Source organism: Mesorhizobium sp. EU05-FHT14A09 (genome assembly GCF_058790995.1).
Genome location: NZ_JBYTDF010000008.1, coordinates 231690 through 254298, shown reverse-complemented (window position 1 = coordinate 254298; position 22609 = coordinate 231690). Strand labels below are relative to the sequence as shown.

Below are 22609 nucleotides of genomic sequence, written 5' to 3'. Positions count from 1 at the left end.
CAAGCCATCGTCGGAGAAGATCTTCCTCAACGACCAGGGCCAGATCGAGGGGTTGTTCTAAACGGGAAGGCAGTCGGGCAGTAAGGGATCAGGGCAGTATCAGCCCAATCTCTCACTGCCCTATTGCCTCACTGCCCTACTCCCTCAGAAGATACTCCCTGTCGGCATCCCAAGCGCCATGGCCCCGGCGTAGCGCGCCTGCGGTCCGGCTTGAAGCGGGTGAAACCGCGCGGCCTGCATGTCGCGGAAACGGCGCTCGAGTCCACGATCGCGATAGAAAGACGCACCACCAGCGAGTTCCATAGCCAACGCAGTGACTTCGAGGCCATGGCTTGCCACCAGCGAGCGCCCGATCATCACGTCGTTGACGCTTTCCGCTGAAGGTGCATTCCGCTCAGCAGCTTCGACCATCGCACGATGCGCCATCTGAGCGCCACGCAGGGCCGTATCCATCCGGCCCGCAAGGTTCAGCGCATTCTCGCCTGCGGGCTTCTTGCGGGCGATGTCGACGGCAATGTCCCGCGCGCTTTCTGCGATGCCCAGATACACCGCATAGATCAGTGGAAAAGCAACGGTGGCGATGATCTGAAACACCGGATGCCAATGCCCTGCCGCACGCGAAAAACCCACTGCGGCATCGGGAATGAAAAGCCCGTCGATGACCACATCATTGGAACCGGTACCGCGCATGCCGAGTGTGCGCCAATTGTTCATGATCCGCACTTCCGGCGCCCGCATCGGCACCCCGAAATGAATAACCTTGTCGCCCTCCTCCTCGTCACAGAGGATCGCACCGGTCACGAGTACGTCCCCGGCGGCAGCGCCCGATGTGAAGACCTTGCGTGCGGTGATGCGGTAACCGCCTTCAACTTTCTCGGCTTTGCCGGAACCACCGATCCAGTCGGACCCGCCGCTGGAAAGAAGGATGATCTTTTCTGTCGCGACGCGCCTGAGCAAGGGCTCGACGGCTGCAACATTCTGGTAGCGCCAGCGCCACGCGGGGATCGCCACCTGGTGCGTGTGCATGGCAAAGGCAAGCGCGGTCGAGCCACAGGATCTCGCCATGACACGCAGCATCTCGCACAGATCCGAAATTCCGGCCCCACCACCGCCGAGTTCGAGCGGTACGCCGGCTTGGACAAGACCAGCTTCCTTCAAAACCACATAGTTGTCGGCGACGAAACGATCGTCCTCGTCGAACCGCGTGGCCCGCTCGGCAAGAATGGATACCAGCTCACGGGCTACACTCACCACATCTGTCGGCGCCGTACTGCCATCCGCGCCACTCGAGCGAACTTGTGCAATGTTTGTCATCATCTTTCCTCCTGTTGGACAGAGGATCGCGCCATTGCTTTCACCGATCCAGTTCAGGAACTGAATCGCTTCGAAAGGCTTACGCCTCAAGGTGTAGGTGCAGGTCACCGGTATTTGTGCTACTGATAGAAGGCCATCTACCAGCGGTGCGAAATGGGTGATCGCGGCGGCTACGGTCAATTCTGTCCGGTTTCGATGGCGTCAGAGATCCTCTGCACGCGCTGGACCACCTTGGTCGTACGCGAAATGCTGATGGGATCGAGCCGTTTCAACGACTTGCGGCGCGGCGTGCCCAGAATGTCGCCAGCGCTCCTGTCGAAACGACTGAAGGAGCTGGAGCGCGCAGGCGTCATCCAGACCTGGGCTGGCCATTCGGGCGCGACCGAATATCATCTGACGGAAGCAGGCGAGCATTTACGCCCGATCATTCTGGGTCTTGGGGAATGGGGTCACCGCTGGGTGGAAAGCCAACTAACCCTCAGAAATCTCGATCCTTCGCTGCTGATGTGGGATATCCGCCGGAACCTGAAGCCGGAGCCCCTGCCGCCGCACCGCTGTACGATTCACTTTCTGTATCCGGAAGTCTCGAAAGCGCGGCAGAATTGGTGGCTGGTTGTCGACAGCGGCAAGGTGGATCTGTGTAACTCCGACCCTGGCTTCGAGATAGACCTGCAGGTCACCGGCTCGCTGCGCAGCATGACGGCAGTCTGGATGGGCATAGCCCGGCTCAGCCAGGAGATCGATTCTGGTCGGCTGGAAGTCGATGGCGATGACCGCATCGCCCGTGCGATGCAAGCCTGGCTCGGCCTGAGCAGCTTCGCACCGATCGAGCGAAAGGTACCTTAGAGCAACTCCGCAGGAGTGCGGAGCGGTCTTGCGTCCGGAGTTGTGCAAAAAAGAGCTGGGGCGTTTTCGCAAAAATGGAGCGCTCCAGCCTGCCTTGCCAAAGCAGGATAAGGAGCTCCGCCCGTTCAGCAGGGAGGAGCTCCTTTGCTGGGACAATCAGGCCGCGATCAGTTCACGCGCCTTGAGGATTTCGACACAGGCATGGGCCGCCTCGCGGCCCTTGACGTTGAAATGCTCGAAGAAGAAGCGGTGATGCTCGGCGCCGTCATGGAAATTGTGCGGCGTCAGCACCGCTGAGAGCACCGGCACGCCCGTCGCGAGCTGCACGGTCATTATGCCGTCGAGCACGGCCTGTGCCACGAATTCGTGGCGATAGATGCCGCCATTGACGACAAAGGCCGTGCCGAGAACCGCTGCATAACGGCCGGTCTCGGCGAGCGTCTTGGCGTGCAGCGGGATTTCATAGGCACCCGGCACGTCGAACACGTCGACGACAAGGCCACCACCGCTCAGTGCCTCGACCTCCTTGACGAAGCTTTCGACACACTGGTCGACGATATCGGCATGCCAACGTGCACGAATGACGGCAACACGGCGGGTTTCGAACTGTTTCTGGGATTGCTGATTCATGGGTCCTTCCTTCCGTTTCGAACCAGAATCAGGACGCACGACACGAAAAAGCGGCAGCTTGCGCCACCGTTCATCCGCTCGTTCTCTTCCATCCGGACTGTGACCGTCGGCTCCGGAATCACACCGGATCTGCTGACCTTTCCGGCAAGCCGGAAAGCGCTCGCGGGCTTGAGCCGAAGCTCTTACCGCCGGTGGGGACTTTCACCCCGCCCTGAGAACATTAACGGCTTTAATAACGCGGTGGATGGCTTGCATGTCAACCCACAGGAACAATGGTTTCAACCAACTGGCCGAGCGGGATTGCCAACAACGGTAGCTCCGGCAGGCACATCGCGGGTCACCACCGCCCCTGCACCGACAATGGCGTTGTCACCAATCGTCACGCCACCCAGGATGATGGCTCCGCCACCGATCCAGGCATTTTCGCCGATCGTGACCGGGCGACCGATCTCCAGACCGGCGCGACGCTCGACGGCCCCCTTGTGGTGCTCAGGACAATAGATCTGAACATGCGGCCCGAGCATCGTCGCTTTGGCGATGCGCACGGGTGCGGTGTCGAGAACGATGCAGGACGCATTTAGAAAAACGCCATCGCCGAGGAAGATGTTGAAGCCATAAGCACAATGGAACGGCGCTTCGATGCGGGCGCCCTCCCCTGCCAGTCCCAGAAGCGCGCGCAGAGCGGGCGCAATGTCGTCTCGGCGACGCGGGGGCAGCGAGTTGTGCTCGAAGATCGCTTCGCTGGCGGTGAGCCGCAAGACATCGAGTTCCGGATCGACGCAGTTGTACCATTCACCGGCAGCCATCTTGTGCCGTTCGCTTTTTGTCATCGTCGTCTCCGAAGCGCTTGCCCGCCGCATCGGCAATCGTGCCGATGCAAAACTCCTCCCCCAAACCGCGGCCATGGTCAAATATCGACCATGTGATAATTTGCTGGTCGATCGCCGCAACCGGCTACCCAGGGGGATTGGATGCTCTATCTGCTTGCTGTGCTGATCGGCGTCATCGCCGGACTGAGGACAATGACTGCACCTGCCGCTGTGGCTTGGGGAGGCTACCTTGGTTGGCTGCCCTTGGCCGGCACCTGGGCAAGCTTCGTAGGGCACTGGATCACCGTTGCCATCTTCTCGGTTCTCGCCCTGGCCGAACTGGTTGCCGACCAGCTTCCATCCACCCCGAGTAGAAAAGTGCCGCAGCAGTTCGGCGCACGATTGGTTGGTGGGGCATTTGCGGGTGCTGTGATCGGCACGACTGGTGGCGCCGTGATAGGCGGCCTCATAGCCGGTTTGATAGGCGCGGTCATCGGAACCTTGGGTGGCGCGGAACTGCGAGCCCGGATGGCCGCAGCCTTTGGACGCGATCTGCCGGCCGCCCTGGTAGAGGATATCATTGCCATCGTCGGAGCGCTTCTGATCGTGATGGCAGTCGTATGACAGGCGTCGCCAGAAAATTCGACGCCATCATCATCGGTTGCGGCCAGGCCGGCCCCTCGCTCGCAGGCCGCTTGAGCGCCGCTGGCATGACGGTCGCGCTGATCGAGCGCAAGCTGGTCGGCGGCACCTGCGTCAACACCGGCTGCATGCCGACCAAGGCGATGGTTGCCAGTGCCTATGCCGCACATCTTGCGCGCCGCGCCGCCGACTACGGCGTGACGCTGTCCGGCCCGGTCGGTGTCGATATGAAGGCGATCAAGGCGCGCAAGGACAAGGTCTCCAACGACGCCCGCCACGGATTGGAAGACTGGATCGCTTCCATGCCCGGCTGCACGCTGTTTCGCGGCCATGCCAGCTTCGAGGACCCGCACACCGTGCGCGTCGGCGAGGACCTGCTCGCCGCCGACAAGATCTTCCTCAATGTCGGTGGCCGCGCCTCGGTGCCGGATCTGCCCGGCATCGCCGACGTTCCGTTCCTCACCAACTCCTCGATCATGGATCTCGACGTGCTGCCCCGGCATCTCGTGGTCGTTGGCGGCAGCTACATCTCACTCGAATTCGCGCAGATGTTTCGCCGTTTCGGCTCCGAGGTCACCGTCATCGAACGCGCCTCTCGCCTGATCGGACGCGAGGATGAGGAGGTTTCCGATACCATCCTGTCGATGTTCGAGAAGGAAGGAATCACCGTCCATCTCGGTGCCGAAGACATTTCCTTCGCCAGACAGGGCGACCTGAACGCGGTGGCGTTCGCACAAGGCAAGCCTCCCGTAGTGGGCTCGCATGTCCTGCTGGCGCTCGGCCGTGTTCCAAACACCGACGATCTCGGCCTCGACAAGGCTGGCGTGGCGGTCGACAAGCGCGGCTTCATCGAGGTCGACGACCAGTTGCACAGCAGCGTGCCGCATATCTGGGCGATGGGCGACTGCAACGGCAAGGGCGCTTTCACCCACACCTCCTATAACGACTATGAGATCGTTGCGGCCAACTTGCTCGACAATGATCCGCGCAAGGTCACCGATCGTATCGAAGCCTACGCGCTCTATACCGATCCGCCGCTTGGCCGGGCCGGCATGACGGAAGCAGCCGTGCGAAAATCCGGCCGCCGCGCCTTGGTTGGCCAGCGCCCGATGACGCGGGTCGGGCGTGCGGTCGAAAAAGGCGAAACGCAAGGGTTCATGAAGATCCTGGTCGATGCCGACAGCGGTGAGATTCTCGGCTGTTCCGTGCTCGGCCCAGGCGGTGACGAAGCCGTGCATTGCGTTCTTGATCTGATGTACGCCAAGGCGCCGGTGAAGACGTTGCAGCGCGCCGTGCACATCCATCCCAATGTCGCCGAACTGCTGCCGACGATCGCGCAGGAACTCAAACCACTCGCCTGACCAGGCGACTTGCCCGGCTGCTGACGCATCGCTGGCTCACCATTGTGCGGACTGGACCACTCGACACACCATCGCCGGCACGGCAAGAACGGTAATCACTGGAGCGTTTTCGGCTTTTTCTCGGAAACGCGAAATGCTCTGACTTTTTGTTTTGCGCAATTCCGGATGCAAAACCGCGACACTGCCCTGGAGCGCCGCGAGTCCTTTCGGACGCGCAAAGGTCGCTCTAACAATTTGATTTTGCTCATGATCCTTTCCGAAAATCGATCCCGATTTTCGGGGTCATGCGCCAGACGGAGAAGACCATGGAAAAGACGATCGAACGGCTGGCCGGCGACAGCGAGGGGGTTGCCTATGAATTTCCGGTCTATCGTTTCAGGGGAAGCAACGCCAAGGCGCCGACCGCATATCTGCAGGCGGCACTGCACGCTGGTGAACTTCCGGGTATGGTCGCCATCGACGCCTTGATGCCGCTGCTGGCGAGGGCCGAAGCGGAAGGCCGTATCGAAGGCTCCATCACTGTCGTGCCATGGGCCAATCCGGTCGGCCGCGCCCAATATATCTTCGGCGAGTTGGAAGGCCGCTTCCATCTTCCGAACCGCGTCAACTTCAATCGTGACTTCCCGCTGATCGACAGGCCCGATGTCGCGCTGCTGCCGGACGAGGAAGACCTGCCCACGATCGACCAGCGCCTGAAGGCACGGTTGCTCAAACTGTCGGTCGGCCATGACATCGTGCTCGATCTGCATTGCGACGACGAGAGCACGGCCTATCTCTACGTACCTTCGGTACTGTGGCCAGCGATGCAGGACTGCGCCGCCGCCATGGGCGTTGAAGCAGTGCTGCTATGGCAAGGTGAAAGTGGCTCGGCCTTCGAGGAAGCGTCGCTGCAGCCGCATCTTGCCAGCGACAAGGCGAGGCTGGAAAGCCTCGTGGTAACCACCGTCGAGTATCGCGGCATTGCCGACGTCGATGGCGCAACGGCCGAAGCCGATGCCGCGGGTCTTTACCGGCTGCTCGTGGCGCGCGGCGTCATCGCCGATACCTCAGTGGCAAAACCCGGCCGTTACGAAGGTGTTGTCGCGCCACTCGAAAACATCGACATGATGCCCGCCCCCAAGGCGGGCGCCGTGCTTTATGACGTGAAACCGGGCGACTGGGTCAAGAAGGGCGACAGGCTCGCCTCCGTCGTGCATACGCCGGGCGAACCTGATGGCCGAGCCGAAATCTTCGCGCCGCAGGATGGCTACATCCTGACCCGGCGCTCACATCGCGTCACGCGCAAGGGAGACGATCTCGTCAAGCTGTTGGGCAGCAAGCGCAGCGACGATGCCCGCTCCGGTACGCTCGAAGCCTGATCTTCTTCAGCCCCGGCCTGAAGATCAAACAAGATAGTGCTGCGGTTTGAACTCGGTCATGTCGTTGAAGGTGCAGAATGCCGGCAGATCGAGTTCCAGCACCTCGACATCGGCCACGAAGCTTCGTGTCAGTTCGGCCAGCGCCGGCAGATAGATGGCCTCGGCATCCGCTGGCAGCCAGGCTTTCAGATAGGCCAGTGTGATGTGAAAGGTATAGCTGTCGTGGTCGGGGTGGCTGTAGCCGAAGGGCACGGTCAGCTGGTCGCGCAGCGCGCGAATGCTCCGTTCATCCGCGAGCGTGGCACCGGTCACCACCACCCCCAGTGGAGTGACCTCGACGGGCCGCATGCGAAACTCCGATGCCTTGGGAAACGCCTTCAGCCGGTCGAGAAAGAACGTCGTGGTCTCGTCGATCGGGGCCTCTGACGCGAGCTCCTGCGGCCAGTAGGCAGACTTGCGCCGTCCTTCGATCGTGCCTTGAAAGACGGTCATGTGCAGACTGGAGACCGGCGTGTAGGCAAAACGGTCGCCATAAGGCAGTGCCTGCAGCGCCTCGCGCACACGCACCAGCGCCTGCTGCGTTGCCGAGCCATCCGCGACATGGCTGACCACCGTGTTGCCCGGCTGCAGCAAAAAGGTGCCCTGCGCATCGAACCGGCGATTGAGATGATGAGGTGGCTCGGTCTTGCCGATTTCGGTGAAGACTTCGACGAAGGCATCATTTCGTTCGTAAGACACGGCTGCTCCTGCAGGTGGATGTTGCAGCCGCTCTGTAGGTTTTCGGCTTGAAGGCTGTGTGACAGCAGGCCGTGGTGGCCTATTCGGCCGCGGCGATGGACGCGGTCCGTCCCGGGAAACGCCACCCCAGTCGCACGCCCAATGTCGCGGATGCGATCATCACCATGCCGATCGCCTGCGCCGGCCCGATCGGATGATGGTAGATCGCCCAGTCGATGAGAATGGCCACGACCGGATAGATGAAGGTCAGCACGCCGATGACCGGAGTGGACAGGCGTGGATAGGCTGAAAACATCATCACGTAGGCGATACCGGTATGCAGCACGCCAATGCCGATCAACCATCCCCACGACGCGGCACTGATGCTTGCCGAGAAATTCGCCAGCGGCGCCAGCATGACAATACCGACCACGGTCTGGCATAGCACCGTCACTTCCGGACGCTGCTCGCCCAGCCCCTTGGCGAGAACCGTCACGATCGCATAGAGCAGCGCCCCGCCCAGCGCCATCAGGATGCCGATGGCCCAGCTCGTGCTGATCACCGTGCTCGAGGCAACGAGACCACTTGCCAGAACGACGCCGGCAAAGGCCAGAACCATCCAGATAACCTGGTCGGCGCTGACCCGTTCCTTGAGGAAGATGACACCGATCAAGACCACGAAAAACGGCTGGATGTGATAGATGATCGTCATCACGGCGATCGACGTCCGGGCAAAGCCTGCAAAGAAGAAGACCCAGCTCAGCACCATGCATACGCCGCAGATCGCCGCGCGCAGCAGCCGAGCCCTCGATAGGCCGGGATCCGGCAGATAGCCGCGCAGCAGGCACCATGCCCCCAGGAACAGCGTCGCGAAAACGCAACGCCAGAACACGGTGGTGATGGAATCGACGCCCGCTTCGGTGACGAAAGCGCCCACCGTGCCGGCGATCATCATCGCAATAGCCAGGCTCAGGGCAGGAAATCGGCTGGTCGGCATATCGGTCATGGTGTGAGTCCGTGTCGGGTCGCGACCAACAAGCCACTGCCTTCGTGTTCACGCAAACGAATAGATTTGGTAAAAGCTATTCGATATGTTGATAGCGCTATGGCCCTACCCCTCGATCTCGACCTGTTGAAAACCTTCGTCGCAATCGCCGAGAGCGGCAGCTTTTCCAATGCCGCACCGCGTGTCGGACGCAGCCAATCGGCTGTCAGCATGCAGATGCAGCGGCTCGAGCAATCGATCGGAAAGCAGCTTCTGACCCGCACGCCGCGCGCGGTGATACCAAACACCGCCGGCGAGGAATTCCTGGTTTATGCCCGGCGGCTGCTGAAGCTTTCGGACGAAGCATTGGCCAGCGTCACCCGTCCCGCCGAAGCCGGCAGCGTCCGGCTCGGTGTTCCCGACGACTATGCCGCATATCTGTTGCCGCCGGTACTATCGCGTTTCTCCGCCGCGCATCCGCTGGTGACGGTGGAGCTTGTCTGCGAGCAGTCGACCGCCTTGGTCAACACGCTGGAGGAAGGCCGGCTGGATCTCGCGATCATCACCCGGCTGCCGGATCAGGCACTGGAAGTGCTGCGGCTGGAACGCTGCGTATGGGTCGCTTCGCCAAATCATGTCGCCTGGGAAAAAGACCCGTTGCCGGTTGCCCTGTTCGAACCCGGTTGCGCGGCCCGGATGAACATGATGCAGGTGCTGGCCAACATCGACCGCGCCTTCCACTGCACCTATTCCAGCGCAAGCCTGCTCGGCCTGATCGCCGTCGTGCAGGCCGGGCTGGCGGTTGCCGGGCTGGCGCAATTGAGCGTGCCGCCATCCCTGCGCATCATCGGCGAGAATGAAGGCTTGCCGCCGCTTCCGGATCTGGAAATCGGCATCATGCGCAATCCGTTGTCGGCGACGCCCGCGGTCGAGCGACTGAACGAATTTCTCCGCCGCGACCTTACCCAGCCCGCCAGCTCTCAGTTCCTCTAGGACTTTCGCTTGTCGGCGGCTGTTGCCGCTACACCACATCAAAAAACAATCTGCGCTGGTGCGGCAGCCGGACACATCGCGGTCACGTTGGAATGGAGAAAGAAGCGAGGCTCTGATGCAGTGCCAGGAAAAGTGCGTAGCGGTTTTCCTTCCGGAACTGCGTCAGAACAAGAACCGGAGCGTTTCTGTGAAAAGCGGAAAACGCCCTGGTCTCCACATTCCAGACCCGAAAAAGGCAACAAACCAGAAATGACTATCATCTCGATGCTTCGGCGGTGCTTGCCGGGCATTGCGGTTCTGCCGCTCATGATCGCTGCCGGTTGCTCACAGACAATCCAGGCCAACACAAATACCACCGCCGTCCTTGCGCCGACGCCGGCCGTCGTTGCGGCCCCGGCACCGGTTGCCATCGAGCCGGCCGCCTACCAGAGCAAGGACGCGCAAAGATATGCGGCCATTGATGACGGCGGCTATAACCTGCCCGCCATCGACATCAGCAAAGTCGATCCCAAATTCCGGCGCCAGCTTGTCGACGATCCGACGGGTGAACCGGCGGGATCGATCGTTGTCGATACACGCCAGAACTTCCTCTATCTTGTGCAGCCCAACGGCAAGGCCATGCGTTATGGCGTAGGTCTCGGAAAGCAGGGGCATGCCTGGAAAGGCCGCGCGATCGTTCAGTGGAAACGCAAATGGCCGACCTGGACACCGCCAGCAGCCATGATCCGCCGCGATCAAAAGCTGGAAAAATGGCGGCAAGGAATGCAACCGGGCGTGACCAATCCTTTGGGTGCACGGGCGCTCTACATTTTCAAGGACGGCAAGGACACGCTTTACCGCATCCATGGATCGCCACAGTGGCGCTCCATCGGAAAGTCTGCCTCGGCAGGTTGCGTGCGCATGTTCAACCAGGACGTGATCGATCTCTACGATCGCGTTTCCGGAAAAGCTCCGCTGCTCGTCATGTAGAATTTGGCTGCTTGTCTGAAGGAAATGATGCCGGCCTCATTCGAGGCCGGAGCCTCAGTGGGGAGATCAGCAGCATTGGCTGGGCTCACATATCTCCCGATTTGTCGCCTTGCCCGAACCTGACTGCATCCCACGCCTTGATACGATCCCGCGTCGCATCCCAGTCCCGTTCCGAGATGCTTGCGACCATGGCGTCGACAACCGCGAGTGCGCCGGCATAGCTGTCCCATGCGGTCCTGTTTTCCGTCGGCAGCGCGACGACCTCAGCCGCATAGGCGGCCGCCGGCGACATCCATTTGTCCGTGACGAGTATGACGGATGTCCCCGCCGACTGGCGCACCTTGCTCGCCAGTTCGACCAGACGCTGCTGGTAACGGCGGAAGTCGAAGATGATCAAAAGGTCGCGCGCACGCATGCGCAGGATGTATTCGGGCCAGATCTCCGTATCGGGCGGCAGATGGAAAACATTGCGCCTGACCTGCCTGAGATGCCGTGAGAAATGCTGGGCGATGGCGTCGCTGATGCGGCCGCCGACGATATAGACGGCGCGCTTGTCGTCTGCCACGAGATCGCAGATGCGTTCGAATTGGCTCTGCGTCACGGACTCGCCAGCGGCACGGACGGCTTCGGCAGTCAGGTCCAGGAAGGATTGAAGAAAGTCCTCATCGCCGCCGGACAGGCGCTCATGCAGATCGACCGGGGAGCGATGACCTTCCTTCAATTCGCCGATCAGCCGCCGCTGGAAATCCTGATAGCCGTGACACCCCAGTTTGGTGACGAAACGCGTGATCGAGGGCGCCGAAACGCCAGTCTGCTCGGCAAGTGTCTGGATCGTCTGCAGTCCGGCGAACGGGTAGTCGGACAGCAATGCGGCAGCAAGCTTTCGCTCGGCAGGCGTGAGCGTTTCGGCAAGGCTGTCGATCTGTTGTCGTAGCTCCATGTCTCACCCTTCCACATAGAAATTTTTCAGTCAACTGCGATTCATATGTTGACATTGATGGAATTTTTTCATCATCTTTTGAAAAAAGAATGGGAACTGAAATTGAAAATCAACTTGCCGTCAGCACTGCGCACATCGCGTGGCGTCCCTTCGCCTAAGGGGGCGACAGCGCAGCGCAGTGTTTCTTTTTTCTCGGCTGCAACTCGTTTCTCGGGCTCACCTTTGCCGATCTTTGCGGCTCCCGCCCGACCCGGCCTGCAACGTCATATAGCGCACGCCTTGGGCGGAAAAAATCACCCTCATGCCGGGGCCTTGCGGTGGCGTCAGTGGACCACCGCGCAGGCTGCATGAAAGACAGCGACAACGCAGCCGTCGCCACCAAGGAACACCGCCGCACGCCACGACCGGCACAGACTGCAGAAACGGGAGAAAATAGCTGATGACCGATAGAGCGACAGAGGTCTGGAGCCGCATCGACGCTGACCGGGACTATGTCGTCGGCCTGGCCCGCGACATGGTCAAGATCCCGTCCGTCAATCCAAAATTCCAGGTCGAACAGGGCCTCAATCGTGAAGCCGATGTTCAGGCGCTTCTCACCGGTCACCTCAAAGAGCTCGGCTTTGAAACGCGTGGTTGGGATGTGTTCCCCGGACGTCCGAACCTGATCGGCGAATGGAACGGTTCGGATGAGAAGAGCCTTATCCTGTGTGGGCACATCGATGTCGTTCCCGTTGGCGATGCAAGTCGCTGGAAACGCAATCCTTTCGGTGGCGAGATCGCCGAAGGCAAGCTGTGGGGACGCGGTGCCGTCGACATGAAAGCTGGTGTGGCAGCCTGTGTTGCGGCGGCACGTGCCGTGAAACAGACTGGCATCGAGCTCGAAGGCAGGCTGGCCATCCACAGCGTTGTCGATGAAGAGGCTGGCGGCTTCGGCGCAATGGATCTGGTGAAGCGCGAAAAGCGGCTTGCCCGGCGCGCGATCGTCGCCGAGCCGACCTGGGGCAACATCGTTCCGGCCGAGGGCGGACTGACCTGGGTACGGGTCACCATCTTCGGCAAGCAGGCTCATGCCGGCTGGCGTTTCAATTCGATGTGGCCGCAGCCGCATGTCCAGGGTCGTCTCGCGCCTGGCGTCAACGCCATCGAGCTTGCGACGCGTTTCCTGATGGCCCTGCGCGATTTCGAGCAGTCACGTTGCCGCGACAACTGGCATCCGCTGACTCCGGCCGGCCTCGCCACGATCAACCCCGGCGTCATTCGAGGTGGAGCAGGCCTTGGTCCCGACGGCACGCCGCTGATCATGACCAATGCGGCGATCATTCCGGACGTTGTCACCATCGATCTGGACTACAAATTCATGCCGCAGGAGCGTTTTGAGGACGTCAAGGCGGAGTTTGAGAGTTTCGTCAGCCATTTTGCCCAGACTGACGCCTGGATGCGCGATCATCCTCCGGCGATCGAATGGGATCTGTTCGGGCTGAACTTCCCACCCATGAACACACCGGTCGATGACCCTCTGGTCACTTCGCTCGCCGAAAGGGCCCGGCATGTGCAACGCAAGGCGCCTGAAATCAAGGGGTTCGAAGCCGTCACCGACGCCGCCCACTATGCGGGCGCCGGCGTGGTGCCGGTGATTTATGGGCCGGCCGGCGACGGTTTCCACGGCGACAATGAATGCGTGGACATCGACAGCCTGATCGAAACGACCAAGGTGATCGCCGCGGCGATCATCGACAACTGCGGAACACGCTAGATCTCCGCGCTTCCGCGAAAACGGAAACGCTCCAGACATAAAAACGGCAAGGGGAACGACATGCTGACAAGACGTATTTTCATGAGCGCGGTCTCCGTGCTTGCACTGGCCGCCTCAACGGCTTTCGCCAGCGCCGACGTGATCAAGCTGGGCATCCTTGCTCCCCTCACCGGCCCGGCAGCCGCGGATGGCCAGGAAGTGGCCAATGGCGTCAAGCTCGCCGTCGAGGACCTCAACAAGGCCGGCGGCGTGGCAGGGCACACCTTCGAGGCTGTCGTCGCCGACGTCGGCGATGCCAGCGCAGACAAGGTTGCGACCGCCGCCGAGCGCCTGCTCGGCGACCAGGCGACGGGTGCCATCTTCACCGGCTATGCCTCCACCAGCAATTTTGAAATCGACATGATGGCCGAGCAGGACATGATCTATCTTGTCTCGGGCAATTCTCAGCAGACGAAGGACATCGTCTCACCCGACCCGTCCCGCTTCACCACCGTGTGGTCGCTGACACCGTCCTACGATGCCTACAACACCGAGATCGTGCCGGTCATCGACGAGCTTGCCACAAGCGGCAAGCTGAAGCTGCCGAACAAGAAGGTAGCGCTGGTGGCATCCGACAACCCCTATTCGAAGGGCATCGCCAACGGCATGGCCGAGGCCTTCAAGGCCGCCGGCTGGGAAGTGACGCAGAATGACCTGCTGCCCTTCGGCGAGATCAACGACTGGCGCGGTTTCCTGGCCAAGGTGCGACAGGATCCGCCGGCTCTGCTCATCAACACGGACTACGTGTCCGCGAATGCCGCGACCTTCATGCGGCAGTTCATGGAGAATCCCACCAACAGCCTCGTCTTCATCCAGTATGCACCGTCGGTGCCGGAATTCCTGGAACTGACCAAGGAGAAGTCCTCGGGCATCGTCTACAACGCGCTCGGCGGCCCGGTGCGTGCAGCCAGCAACCCGCGCGCCGACGAAGTCATCGGCAAATACAAGGGCGCCTACAATGTCGAGCCGGGCTCCTACGGCGTCATGCTCTACGAGCAGGTGATGCTTTACGCCGACGCCCTGGCCAAGGTCGGCGATCCTGCGAAGCGCAAGGAGATCGGTGCCGAGATCGGCAAGGCGGACAAGCAGACCGCGATGGGCCGCACCCGCTTTGACCCGGCCACGCACCTCGCGGTCCAGGGCAAGGACGGAATGCCGATCCAGTTCTATCAGATCCAGGACGGCAAGCGCGTGCTGTTCTATCCGAAGGACTATGCAGGCGGCGAGTTCAAGCAGCCCGCCTGGATGAAGTGATCCAGCAGCGCCGCGCCTGACAAAATTCCAGAAGAGCGTTTCCGCGAAAACGGAAACGCTCCCGACGCGGCACTCTCCTCCATCGAGCGACACGCATGAGCGAAAACATTCTCGAGATCGCCGGGGCCTGCAAGTTCTTCGGCGGGTTGAAAGCGGTCAACGACGTCAATTTCACCGTCGCGCGCGGTGAAATCCTGGGCATTGCCGGCCCCAACGGGTCCGGCAAGAGCACCTTGTTCAACCTGATCACCGGCGTGCCCTTTGGCCCTACCTCCGGCGAAGTGCGTTTCATGGGTGAGCGCATCGATCGTTGGCCCGCGCATCGCATTTCGCGGGCCGGCCTCGTGCGCACCTTCCAGAAGGATGCCGAATTCCCGGCATTGTCCGCGGATGAGACCTTGCTGGTCAGCGCAACCTACAATGGCCGGCTGCCGCGCGCCCAGGCCGAGGCCCGCATCGAGGATGCCCTGCGCTCCGTGGATTTCAGCCAGACGCGCCGTTCGATGCCGTCGCGGGAGTTGTCCGTCTATGAAAAGAAGCAGCTCATGATCGCATCGGCCCTGATATCCGAGCCGGCTTTGCTGATGCTGGACGAACCCGCTTCAGGGCTGACAAAACCCGAGATCCAGCGGCTCGATGATCTTCTGGTCGCGGTAAACGGAAGCGGGGTCACCGTGCTTCTCATCGAGCATGTGCTCAGCCTGCTGTTGTCGGTCTCGCAGCGCCTCATCGTGCTCAACCAGGGCAGCGTCCTGGCCGCGGGCGATCCGCACGATGTCGTCAGGAACCCACAAGTGATCGAAGCCTATCTTGGAGGGCGCAGCTGATGCCGCGGCTTCTCGACATCATCGGACTGGAAGCCGGGTATGGCGCCGCCCGCGTCCTGAATGGGCTATCGGTCCATATCGACGAAGGCGAGTCGATCGGCCTGTTCGGACCGAACGGCCACGGCAAGTCGACTTTGCTGCGGACCATTTCCGGTCTCCTGCGTCCGACCGCAGGCTCCATTGCCTTCGAAGGCAACGACATCACCCGCCAGCGCCCGCCGGCGATCGTGGCGGCAGGCCTCATCCATGCACCACAAGGCAACACCCTGTTCGGCACCATGCGCATCGCCGAAACACTGGAGCTGGCCGCCTTCAGCAAACGTGCCAGGGCGGAAGCGACACGCCGCATCGACGAGGTCTATGCGCTGTTTCCACGTCTTGCCGAGCGCAAACAGCAGTCTGCCCGTACGCTGTCGGGCGGCGAGCGCCAGATGCTGTCGATCGGCTGTGCCCTGATGTGCGCGCCGCGCTTGCTGATGCTGGACGAGCCGACGCTGGGACTATCACCACGACTGAAAGAAGAACTGGCTGGCGCCATAGCGAAGATTTCCAAGACCGGTGTGCCGTTGATTGTCGTCGAGCAGGACGTCGAATTCCTGCTGTCGCTGACCGACCGTCTCTACATGATCGAGCATGGCGAGGTGGTACGCGAGATCAGCAGTGCGAATGCACCCGATCATGAAGAGGTCATGCGCCTCTACTTCGGTGCGGAGGGAACACACTGATGGACGCCCTTCTCGCAACCCTCGTTTCAGGTCTCGTGCTTGGCTCGCTGTATGCCTTGATGTCGAGTGGCCTCAGCCTCGTCTGGACCACGCTGGGCGTCTTCAACTTCTCCCATGGCGCACTGATGATGGTCGGCGCCTTCATCGCATGGACCGTCAGCGAACTGCTCGGCTTGGGGCCGGTCATCGGCATCCTGTCGGGCACGCTGGCCGCCGGACTTATCGGCATCGTCATCGAGCGCCTTCTCGTGCAACCGTTCTACAGCAACCGCAACATGCTGCTGATCACCGCCATGACCACGCTTGCCGCGATGGTCATCCTGGAGCGCGGCGCGCAGATGATCTGGGGTGCACGGTTGAAGCAACTGCCGCGCCTCATCCCGGGCGAAGTGCAAATCCTTGGCACCACCATTTCCGCGCATGAAGCCCTGCTGATCGTACTGGCGCCACTCATCCTGGTTGCCTTGTGGCGCTTCACGGTCATGACCAATCGCGGCCGCAGCCTGCGAGCTGTTGGCCAGAACCAGGATTCGGCAGCACTTCTCGGCATTGATGTGCCCGTCGCCTTCGCACTGGCCTTCGGCATTTCCGCCGCGCTGGCCGGATTGACCGGCGCCTTGCTCGGCTCGATCCGCTTCATCACGCCGACGATGGGCAGCGAGCCGCTGACCAAGGCGATGATCGTCGTCATCTTCGGCGGGCTGGGTAATCTCGGCGCGACGGCGGGAGCGGCCTATCTCATCGGTTTCATCGAGGCATTCTTGATCTTGGGGCTGGGCCTCTACTGGACGCCGTTCGTGCTGTTCCTGCTCATGATCCTGGTCCTGCTGTTCAGGCCGAACGGCGTGTTCGGAGGCAAATGATGGCCAACAAACGTCAACTCTTATCCATCGTCGCCCTGTTTGCGGCGCTTGCCGTCGTGCCGCTGTTCGTCACCGACAGCTATGTCAGGCACCTGTTCATCATCGCCTTCGTCTACGCCGTCATCGCCTCGAACTGGAACCTCAGCCTTGGCCATTGCGGCGTGTTCAACTTCGGACACCTCACCTTCTTCGGCATCGGCGTCTACACCGCCGCGATCGCCAGCAAGACATTTGGCGTCAATCCCTGGATCGCCATGCTTTTGGGTGGCGGCACGGCCGCCCTGTCGGCGCTGCTGTTGGCAGCACCTGTGGCGCGGCTGAAGGGCATCTATGTCGTTCTGGTCACCTTCGCCTTCACGCAGTTGGTGCTGCAGCTGGTGCTCAGCCAATCCCAGATCACCGGGGGCGCAGAGGGCATGGTCCGCCTGCCGTTCCTCGAACTGGGCGGCTACAGTTTCCTGAAGGATTTCAAGTTCGGCTACTACTATGTCGGCCTGACACTGCTGGCGTTTTCCTGCGTCTTCCTGGCGTTCGTTAGCAACTCTTCCTTCGGCAAATCGCTCAAGGCGGTCCGTGATGCCGAGGATTATGCCGCGGCACGCGGCATCTCCGTTGCGCGCCAGCGCATCCTGGCGCTGACACTGAGCGCCATTTTCACCGGCATCGCTGGTGGCTTCTACGCGATATACCTGCGCGTTGCCTCACCGGAAGTCTTCGGTTTTGGAACGCTTTCGCTTGCCCTGTCGATGGTTCTGATCGGCGGCGTCAACACCGTCTTCGGGCCTGTGCTCGCAGCACTCGTCCTCACCTTCGCCACCGAGGCCATGGCCGGCCTGCAGGGTTTCGAGGACGCGCGCTTCATCGTTATCGCCGTTGCCATGATCCTGGTGCTGAGGCTGGCGCCGGAAGGGCTGGTGGAGCTTCTGGGCAAGCTGCGGCTACCAGCCAGCACGGCAAGGACCTGATCACAGCCCGGACGGGATAGTTGGAGGAGACGAAAGATGACCAGATCGCCGATCGACAACAGCCTCGTTGAGGAGGCCACGGCCTGGCGCCGTCACCTCCATGCCCACCCGGAGACCGCCTTCGAGGAAACGGCGACGGCCGATTTCGTCGCGGCGAGACTGGAGGAATTCGGCATCGAGGTGCACCGTGGTCTTGGTGGAACCGGCGTCGTCGGCACGCTGAAGCGCGGCACCAGCCCTGTGGCGATCGGACTTCGCGCCGATATGGACGCGCTGTTCATCCAGGAAGAGAACACATTCGAGCACCGCTCGAAGGTCGACGGCAAGATGCACGCCTGCGGACATGACGGCCACACCGCCATGCTCCTGGCAGCGGCCTCCCATCTCGCCAGGAATGGCGCCTTCGACGGCACCGTGCGCTTCATTTTCCAGCCGGCCGAAGAGACCGGCGACCAGCATTGCGGCGGCAATGCCATGGTCAAGGACGGCCTGTTCGAGAAGTTCCCGGTCGATGCCGTCTTCGGCATGCACAATTTTCCCAATGTCCCGGCCGGCCGTTTCATGATGCGAACCGGACCGATGCTGGCGTCGATCGACACCTTCGAGTTTCATGTGCTGAGCCGCATCGCACATCCCGCGACGCAGTTCGCCGTAGCGGATCCTCTGCTGACCGCTGCCGCGATCGTGCAGGAAATGCATATGTTCAAGGCACGCTACCTGAACCCGGCCGAACCCGTGGTGCTGTCGATCACGCAATTCCGCAGCGGCGACCCGAGCCACCGCCAGGGCGTCCATGTCACTCCGGATGAAGCGGTCGTTCGCGGCACTCTTTATACGCTCAACGACAGCGTTCGCGACGCCTTCGAGGCCGGGCTGGAGAAGATCGTGCGCAACGCCACCGAAGCGGTCGGTGCGGGACATAAGTTCGTTTTCGAGCGTGGTTATCCGGTTCTTCGCAACACTCGGACGGAAACGCAGTTGGCCGCCTCGGTCGCGGAAGAGGTCGTCGGTGAAAAGCTTGTCGACGACGACATGCAGCCCATCATGGGTGCGGAAGACTTCGCGTTCATGCTGGGCAGCGTACCCGGCAGCTACGTATTTCTCGGTTCAGCCAGAGAGGGCGAGGCAGCGCCCCGCCCTCTCCACACGGCCCAATATGACTTCAACGACGACATCATCGCCACCGGCGTGCGCTATTGGACAACGCTGGCGGAACGCTATCTGGCCGAGACGCCTGGGCGGCATTAGCCGATTTTACCCAGACGGTCTGGCTATCAGGCGGCGCCCTGGGCGCCGCCTTGTTTTTTGTCCGCCCTGAGCAACATGCCGAAGAGGTCGCGCGGTTCGTCGGGATCGGCAAGCAGGTCGAGTTCCTCATAGAGGCCGGTCGCCTGCAACTGATCGCGCACATAACGCAGTGCCGAGAAATCCTCGGTGGCAAAGCCGACCGAATCGAACAGCGTGATCTGCTTCTCGCTGGTGCGACCGGCTGCCTTGCCCGCCATCACCTGCCACAGCTCGATCACCGGATGATCGGCATCCAGTTGCTGGATCTCACCCTCGATGCGCGTCTGCGGCGGGAACTCCACGAAGATGTCGGAGCGCAGCAGGATGTCGCGATGCAGTTCGGTCTTGCCAGGACAGTCGCCGCCGACCGCGTTGATGTGCACGCCCGAGCCGACCATGTTGTCGGTCAGGATCGTCGCGTACTGCTTGTCGGCCGTCACCGTGGTGATGATCTCAGCGCCCTCCACCGCTTCCTGGCCGGAAGTGCAGACGGTGATGTCGAAGCCCATGCCGGCGAGGTTCTTCGCACAGCGCTGCGAAGCCGACGGGTCGATGTCGTAGAGCCGCAGCCGGTCGATGCCGGTGATTGCCTTGAAGGCGATGGCCTGGAACTCCGACTGCGCGCCATTGCCGATGATGGTCATGGTGCGGGCACCTTTCGGCGCCAGATATTTGGCCACCAGCGCCGAGGTGGCGGCGGTGCGCAGTGCCGTCAGGATGGTCATTTCTGTGAGCAGCATCGGATAGCCGGAGCCGACATCGGCGAGAACACCAAAGGCGGTCACCGTCTGCAGGCCCTCGCGGGTGTTCTTGGGATGACCGTTGACATATTTAAAGCCGTAGAGCCGGCCATCGCTGGTCGGCATCAGTTCGATGACGCCGTCATGGCTGTGCGAGGCGACGCGCGGCGTCTTGTCGAACAGTTCCCAGCGGCGGAAGTCCTCTTCGATATAGGTGGCAAGCTCGGTCAGAAAGCGTTCGACGCCGATGGCCAGCACCAGCTTCATCATGGAATCGACGCTCACGAACGGAACGATGTTCAGCTTCGCTGCGGTCATGCCGCTGTCTCCTTGTTTTTGCGCACTGTCGATGCCTGCGGCATCAGTCGCGATGGGAATTGTGTTTCCGCATCATCGCGGCGAGTGCGGGGTTGGCTTTGTCGAGTGCTTCGATGGCAGCCGCGGTGTCGTAGAGCCGCTCGTCCTGTCCCATCTTGAATTTGGCTTCCAGGCGCGTGATCGGTATCTCGAAGCCGACCACATGCGGCAGACGCCGTTCCATGCCACCAGGGCCAAGCTCACGCATCCGCCAGCGATCGGGCCGGTCTTTCTCAAGAACCTCCACCAGTTCCAGAAGATGACGCGTGGTCGCCGGCGCGTCGATCCGGACCGGCGTGCCGTGACAGTGAACGACTGCGAAGTTCCAGGTCGGCGCACTGTCGCGGACCGGGTTGAGCGGATACCAGGACGACGAGATGTAATCGTGAGGCCCGCTGAAAACAGCGACGGTTTCGTGCCCCTGGATCAGCGAGGCCGCATGCGCGTTGGCTGCCGCCAGATGCGACACCAACGTGCCATTTTCTCCCCGCCCCGCGTGCAGCACGAAGGGCAGATGGGAAACCATCAAACCTTCGGGAGCGGCGGTCACCACCGTGGCGAAGGCCGCTGTCTCGATCAGACCAAACACCTCAGCCCGAGACAGCGGTGCGAATTCCGGCTTGCTGTACACGATGGCTGCAGGCCTCAACTTCTCTGCACGCGCACGGCCGGAATGAGACCCTGCGGCCGGATCAGCAGCACCGCGATGACACCGGAAAGCACGATGGCGTCTCGGTAGGGTGCAATGGCTGTCGGCAGCGTCGCCTGCAGCAGAACCTCGGTCACGCCGAGCAGGAAACCGCCAGCCACCGCGCCCGGCAGGCTGCCCAATCCGCCGACGACAGCCGCAATGAAAGCCTTGAGCACCGGGGTGAAACCCATCAGCGGATCGACCGAAGCGCGGCTTGCCACCCACAGCATTGCCGCGAGGCCAGCAAGCAGGCCGGACAGAAGGAACGCCGTCGCGATGATGCGGTTGGCGGGAATGCCCATCAGCCGCACGACGTCGAAATCCTCCGCCGCCGCGCGCATCGCAGTACCGGTCACGGTGCGCCTCAGGAAAAACTCAAGCGCGATCAGCGCCAGGATGGAGACGACGATCGAGATGGTTGGGCCGACGCCGATGGTGAAATCACCGATCGAGAAAGCGCCGGTCATCCAGCTCGGTATGGCGACAGCCTGCGGGCGCGCCGACACACCGTTCTGGAAGATGACCTTGAGCAGGCCCGAGACGGCAAAACTGGTGAGAAGAAGACTGGTGACGCTGGCGCCGCGCATCGGCCGGAACGCAACGCGTTCCATAGCCACTGCCGCAATGGCCGCACAGACGACGGCAAGCAGCACGGCGGCAGGAAATGGCACGCCGGCAATGAGGGCGGCGAGCAGCACATACCCCGTCAATGTCATCAGCTCGCCATGGGCGAAGTTGATCAGCCCGACGATGGAAAAGACGATGGCAAGTCCGAGTGCAAGCAATGCATAGACGCCGCCGAGGCTCACTGCATTGATGATCTGTTGCGCGATCATGATCAGGCTCCGAGATAGGCTTGGCGCACGAGGTCGGAACTGGCGAGTTCGGCGGCCGTGCCTGTCAAAGCGACTTCACCATTGGCGAGCACCGTGGCGCGATCGGCGATCTCGAGCGCGAGCGCGACGTTCTGCTCGACCAGAAGCACCGTCAGCCCATTGCTGCGCAGTTGCACGATAAGGTCGAACACGGTGTCGATGATTTGCGGAGCGAGCCCAAGCGACGGCTCGTCAAGCAGGATGAGTTTCGGCCGCGCCATGAGTGCCCGCGCAATCGCCAGCATCTGCTGTTCGCCGCCGGAGAGGTTTCCGCCCTTTATCTGATGGTAACGGCGCAGGATGGGAAACAGCTCAAGCATCTCCTCTTCCCGCGCCCTCGCTTCTGATGCGGTCTGGTGGACGGCCCCGCCAAGGCGCAGGTTCTCGGCCACCGTCAGGCTTGCGAAGATCCTCCGTCCCTCCGGCACCAGCGCCACGCCGCGACGTGCGATCGCTTCGGCAGGCAAGCCGGTGATATCGGTGCCTTCAAGCACCACCTTGCCACCGGCAGCCGGCACCAGCCCGGCAATGGCGCCAAGCGTCGAGCTCTTGCCGGCGCCGTTGGCGCCGACCAGTGCGACGATTTCGCCGGCGCCGACCGTGAGATCGACACGGCGCACCGCCTCGACCTCACCATATCGGATCCTGAGGGCTTCGACGCTCAGCATG

The 22609-nt window shown here is 61.8% G+C and carries 24 protein-coding genes and 1 riboswitch; of the genes, 14 read left to right on the top strand and 10 right to left on the bottom strand.

Annotation, left to right across the window (positions count from 1 at the left end):
- Positions 1 to 144 precede the first annotated feature (144 nt).
- Entirely contained in the window at positions 145 to 1314 is a 1170-nt protein-coding gene (locus AC3WTO_RS24195; protein ID WP_492463464.1) for an acyl-CoA dehydrogenase family protein, read from the bottom strand.
- A 153-nt stretch (positions 1315 to 1467) separates the two neighbouring features.
- Between AC3WTO_RS24195 and AC3WTO_RS24190 the strand changes: the two genes are divergently transcribed.
- Positions 1468 to 2160: a winged helix-turn-helix transcriptional regulator gene (locus tag AC3WTO_RS24190; RefSeq protein ID WP_492463249.1), complete on the top strand. Its 693-nt coding sequence runs from the start codon at positions 1468 to 1470 to the stop codon at positions 2158 to 2160.
- A gap of 156 nt (positions 2161 to 2316) precedes the next feature.
- On the opposite strand, the gene AC3WTO_RS24185 is transcribed toward AC3WTO_RS24190, so the two are convergent.
- Both AC3WTO_RS24185 and AC3WTO_RS24180 read right to left on the bottom strand, forming a co-directional pair.
- The gene (locus AC3WTO_RS24185; RefSeq protein ID WP_492463250.1) at positions 2317 to 2790 is read right to left on the bottom strand and encodes a 6,7-dimethyl-8-ribityllumazine synthase; all 474 of its coding nucleotides are present in this window, start codon (positions 2788 to 2790) and stop codon (positions 2317 to 2319) included.
- Between the two features lie 76 nt (positions 2791 to 2866).
- Positions 2867 to 3013, bottom strand: a riboswitch (FMN riboswitch).
- A 55-nt stretch (positions 3014 to 3068) separates the two neighbouring features.
- Positions 3069 to 3620 carry a sugar O-acetyltransferase gene (locus AC3WTO_RS24180; protein WP_492463251.1) on the bottom strand — a complete coding sequence of 184 codons (552 nt, stop codon included), beginning with the start codon at positions 3618 to 3620 and terminating at the stop codon, positions 3069 to 3071.
- A gap of 141 nt (positions 3621 to 3761) precedes the next feature.
- Between AC3WTO_RS24180 and AC3WTO_RS24175 the strand changes: the two genes are divergently transcribed.
- From AC3WTO_RS24175 to AC3WTO_RS24165, 3 genes are all read left to right on the top strand, one after another.
- Positions 3762 to 4223 carry a DUF4126 domain-containing protein gene (locus tag AC3WTO_RS24175; protein ID WP_492463252.1) on the top strand — a complete coding sequence of 154 codons (462 nt, stop codon included), beginning with the start codon at positions 3762 to 3764 and terminating at the stop codon, positions 4221 to 4223.
- Positions 4220 to 5602: an FAD-containing oxidoreductase gene (locus AC3WTO_RS24170; protein ID WP_492463253.1), complete on the top strand. Its 1383-nt coding sequence runs from the start codon at positions 4220 to 4222 to the stop codon at positions 5600 to 5602. Before AC3WTO_RS24175 ends, AC3WTO_RS24170 begins: the two co-directional genes overlap by 4 nt.
- A gap of 305 nt (positions 5603 to 5907) precedes the next feature.
- Positions 5908 to 6960, top strand: a complete 1053-nt coding sequence (locus AC3WTO_RS24165) for a M14 family metallopeptidase (RefSeq protein ID WP_492463254.1) — start codon at positions 5908 to 5910, stop codon at positions 6958 to 6960.
- Positions 6961 to 6984: 24 nt separating this feature from the next.
- Here the strand turns inward: AC3WTO_RS24165 and AC3WTO_RS24160 are convergent, their stop codons facing one another.
- Complete coding sequence (locus tag AC3WTO_RS24160; RefSeq protein WP_492463255.1) at positions 6985 to 7698, bottom strand: DUF1868 domain-containing protein; 714 nt, start codon at positions 7696 to 7698, stop codon at positions 6985 to 6987.
- 79 nt (positions 7699 to 7777) lie between these two features.
- On the bottom strand, positions 7778 to 8683 hold the full coding sequence (locus tag AC3WTO_RS24155) for a DMT family transporter (RefSeq protein WP_492463256.1): 906 nt from the start codon (positions 8681 to 8683) through the stop codon (positions 7778 to 7780).
- Between the two features lie 99 nt (positions 8684 to 8782).
- On the opposite strand from AC3WTO_RS24155, the gene AC3WTO_RS24150 reads away from it, so the two are divergent.
- Together AC3WTO_RS24150 and AC3WTO_RS24145 are read left to right on the top strand one after the other, a co-directional pair.
- The gene (locus AC3WTO_RS24150) at positions 8783 to 9655 is read left to right on the top strand and encodes a LysR substrate-binding domain-containing protein (protein ID WP_492463257.1); all 873 of its coding nucleotides are present in this window, start codon (positions 8783 to 8785) and stop codon (positions 9653 to 9655) included.
- Between the two features lie 249 nt (positions 9656 to 9904).
- A complete protein-coding gene (locus tag AC3WTO_RS24145; RefSeq protein ID WP_492463465.1) occupies positions 9905 to 10624 on the top strand; it encodes a L,D-transpeptidase in 720 nt (239 codons plus the stop codon).
- 85 nt (positions 10625 to 10709) lie between these two features.
- On the opposite strand, the gene AC3WTO_RS24140 is transcribed toward AC3WTO_RS24145, so the two are convergent.
- On the bottom strand, positions 10710 to 11564 hold the full coding sequence (locus AC3WTO_RS24140; protein WP_492463258.1) for a MurR/RpiR family transcriptional regulator: 855 nt from the start codon (positions 11562 to 11564) through the stop codon (positions 10710 to 10712).
- 45 nt (positions 11565 to 11609) lie between these two features.
- Between AC3WTO_RS24140 and AC3WTO_RS24135 the strand changes: the two genes are divergently transcribed.
- The 8 genes from AC3WTO_RS24135 (at position 11610) to AC3WTO_RS24100 (ending at position 19238) form a co-directional block, all read left to right on the top strand.
- Positions 11610 to 11915 (top strand): hypothetical protein, encoded by a 306-nt coding sequence (locus AC3WTO_RS24135; protein ID WP_492463259.1) that lies wholly within the window; start codon positions 11610 to 11612, stop codon positions 11913 to 11915.
- Between the two features lie 88 nt (positions 11916 to 12003).
- A complete protein-coding gene (locus AC3WTO_RS24130; RefSeq protein WP_492463260.1) occupies positions 12004 to 13317 on the top strand; it encodes a M20 family metallopeptidase in 1314 nt (437 codons plus the stop codon).
- A 60-nt stretch (positions 13318 to 13377) separates the two neighbouring features.
- Positions 13378 to 14610 (top strand): ABC transporter substrate-binding protein, encoded by a 1233-nt coding sequence (locus AC3WTO_RS24125; protein WP_492463261.1) that lies wholly within the window; start codon positions 13378 to 13380, stop codon positions 14608 to 14610.
- Positions 14611 to 14705: 95 nt separating this feature from the next.
- Positions 14706 to 15437, top strand: coding sequence for an ABC transporter ATP-binding protein (locus tag AC3WTO_RS24120; RefSeq protein ID WP_492463262.1), 732 nt, complete (start codon positions 14706 to 14708; stop codon positions 15435 to 15437).
- Positions 15437 to 16162: an ABC transporter ATP-binding protein gene (locus AC3WTO_RS24115; protein WP_492463263.1), complete on the top strand. Its 726-nt coding sequence runs from the start codon at positions 15437 to 15439 to the stop codon at positions 16160 to 16162. Before AC3WTO_RS24120 ends, AC3WTO_RS24115 begins: the two co-directional genes overlap by 1 nt.
- Positions 16162 to 17025 (top strand): branched-chain amino acid ABC transporter permease, encoded by an 864-nt coding sequence (locus AC3WTO_RS24110; RefSeq protein WP_492463264.1) that lies wholly within the window; start codon positions 16162 to 16164, stop codon positions 17023 to 17025. The genes AC3WTO_RS24115 and AC3WTO_RS24110 overlap by 1 nt, the downstream gene beginning before the upstream one ends.
- Positions 17025 to 17990 carry a branched-chain amino acid ABC transporter permease gene (locus AC3WTO_RS24105; RefSeq protein WP_492463265.1) on the top strand — a complete coding sequence of 322 codons (966 nt, stop codon included), beginning with the start codon at positions 17025 to 17027 and terminating at the stop codon, positions 17988 to 17990. Before AC3WTO_RS24110 ends, AC3WTO_RS24105 begins: the two co-directional genes overlap by 1 nt.
- 36 nt (positions 17991 to 18026) lie before the next feature.
- On the top strand, positions 18027 to 19238 hold the full coding sequence (locus AC3WTO_RS24100) for an amidohydrolase (RefSeq protein ID WP_492463266.1): 1212 nt from the start codon (positions 18027 to 18029) through the stop codon (positions 19236 to 19238).
- Between the two features lie 26 nt (positions 19239 to 19264).
- Here the strand turns inward: AC3WTO_RS24100 and ocd are convergent, their stop codons facing one another.
- From ocd to AC3WTO_RS24080, 4 genes are read right to left on the bottom strand one after another with little or no spacing between them, the layout of a single operon-like run.
- Complete coding sequence (gene ocd, locus AC3WTO_RS24095) at positions 19265 to 20335, bottom strand: ornithine cyclodeaminase (RefSeq protein WP_492463267.1); 1071 nt, start codon at positions 20333 to 20335, stop codon at positions 19265 to 19267.
- Between the two features lie 43 nt (positions 20336 to 20378).
- Positions 20379 to 21005, bottom strand: a complete 627-nt coding sequence (locus AC3WTO_RS24090) for an FMN-binding negative transcriptional regulator (RefSeq protein ID WP_492463268.1) — start codon at positions 21003 to 21005, stop codon at positions 20379 to 20381.
- Positions 21006 to 21019: 14 nt separating this feature from the next.
- On the bottom strand, positions 21020 to 21901 hold the full coding sequence (locus AC3WTO_RS24085) for a branched-chain amino acid ABC transporter permease (RefSeq protein WP_492463269.1): 882 nt from the start codon (positions 21899 to 21901) through the stop codon (positions 21020 to 21022).
- A 2-nt stretch (positions 21902 to 21903) separates the two neighbouring features.
- Complete coding sequence (locus tag AC3WTO_RS24080) at positions 21904 to 22608, bottom strand: ABC transporter ATP-binding protein (RefSeq protein WP_492463270.1); 705 nt, start codon at positions 22606 to 22608, stop codon at positions 21904 to 21906.
- Position 22609: the final 1 nt, after the last annotated feature.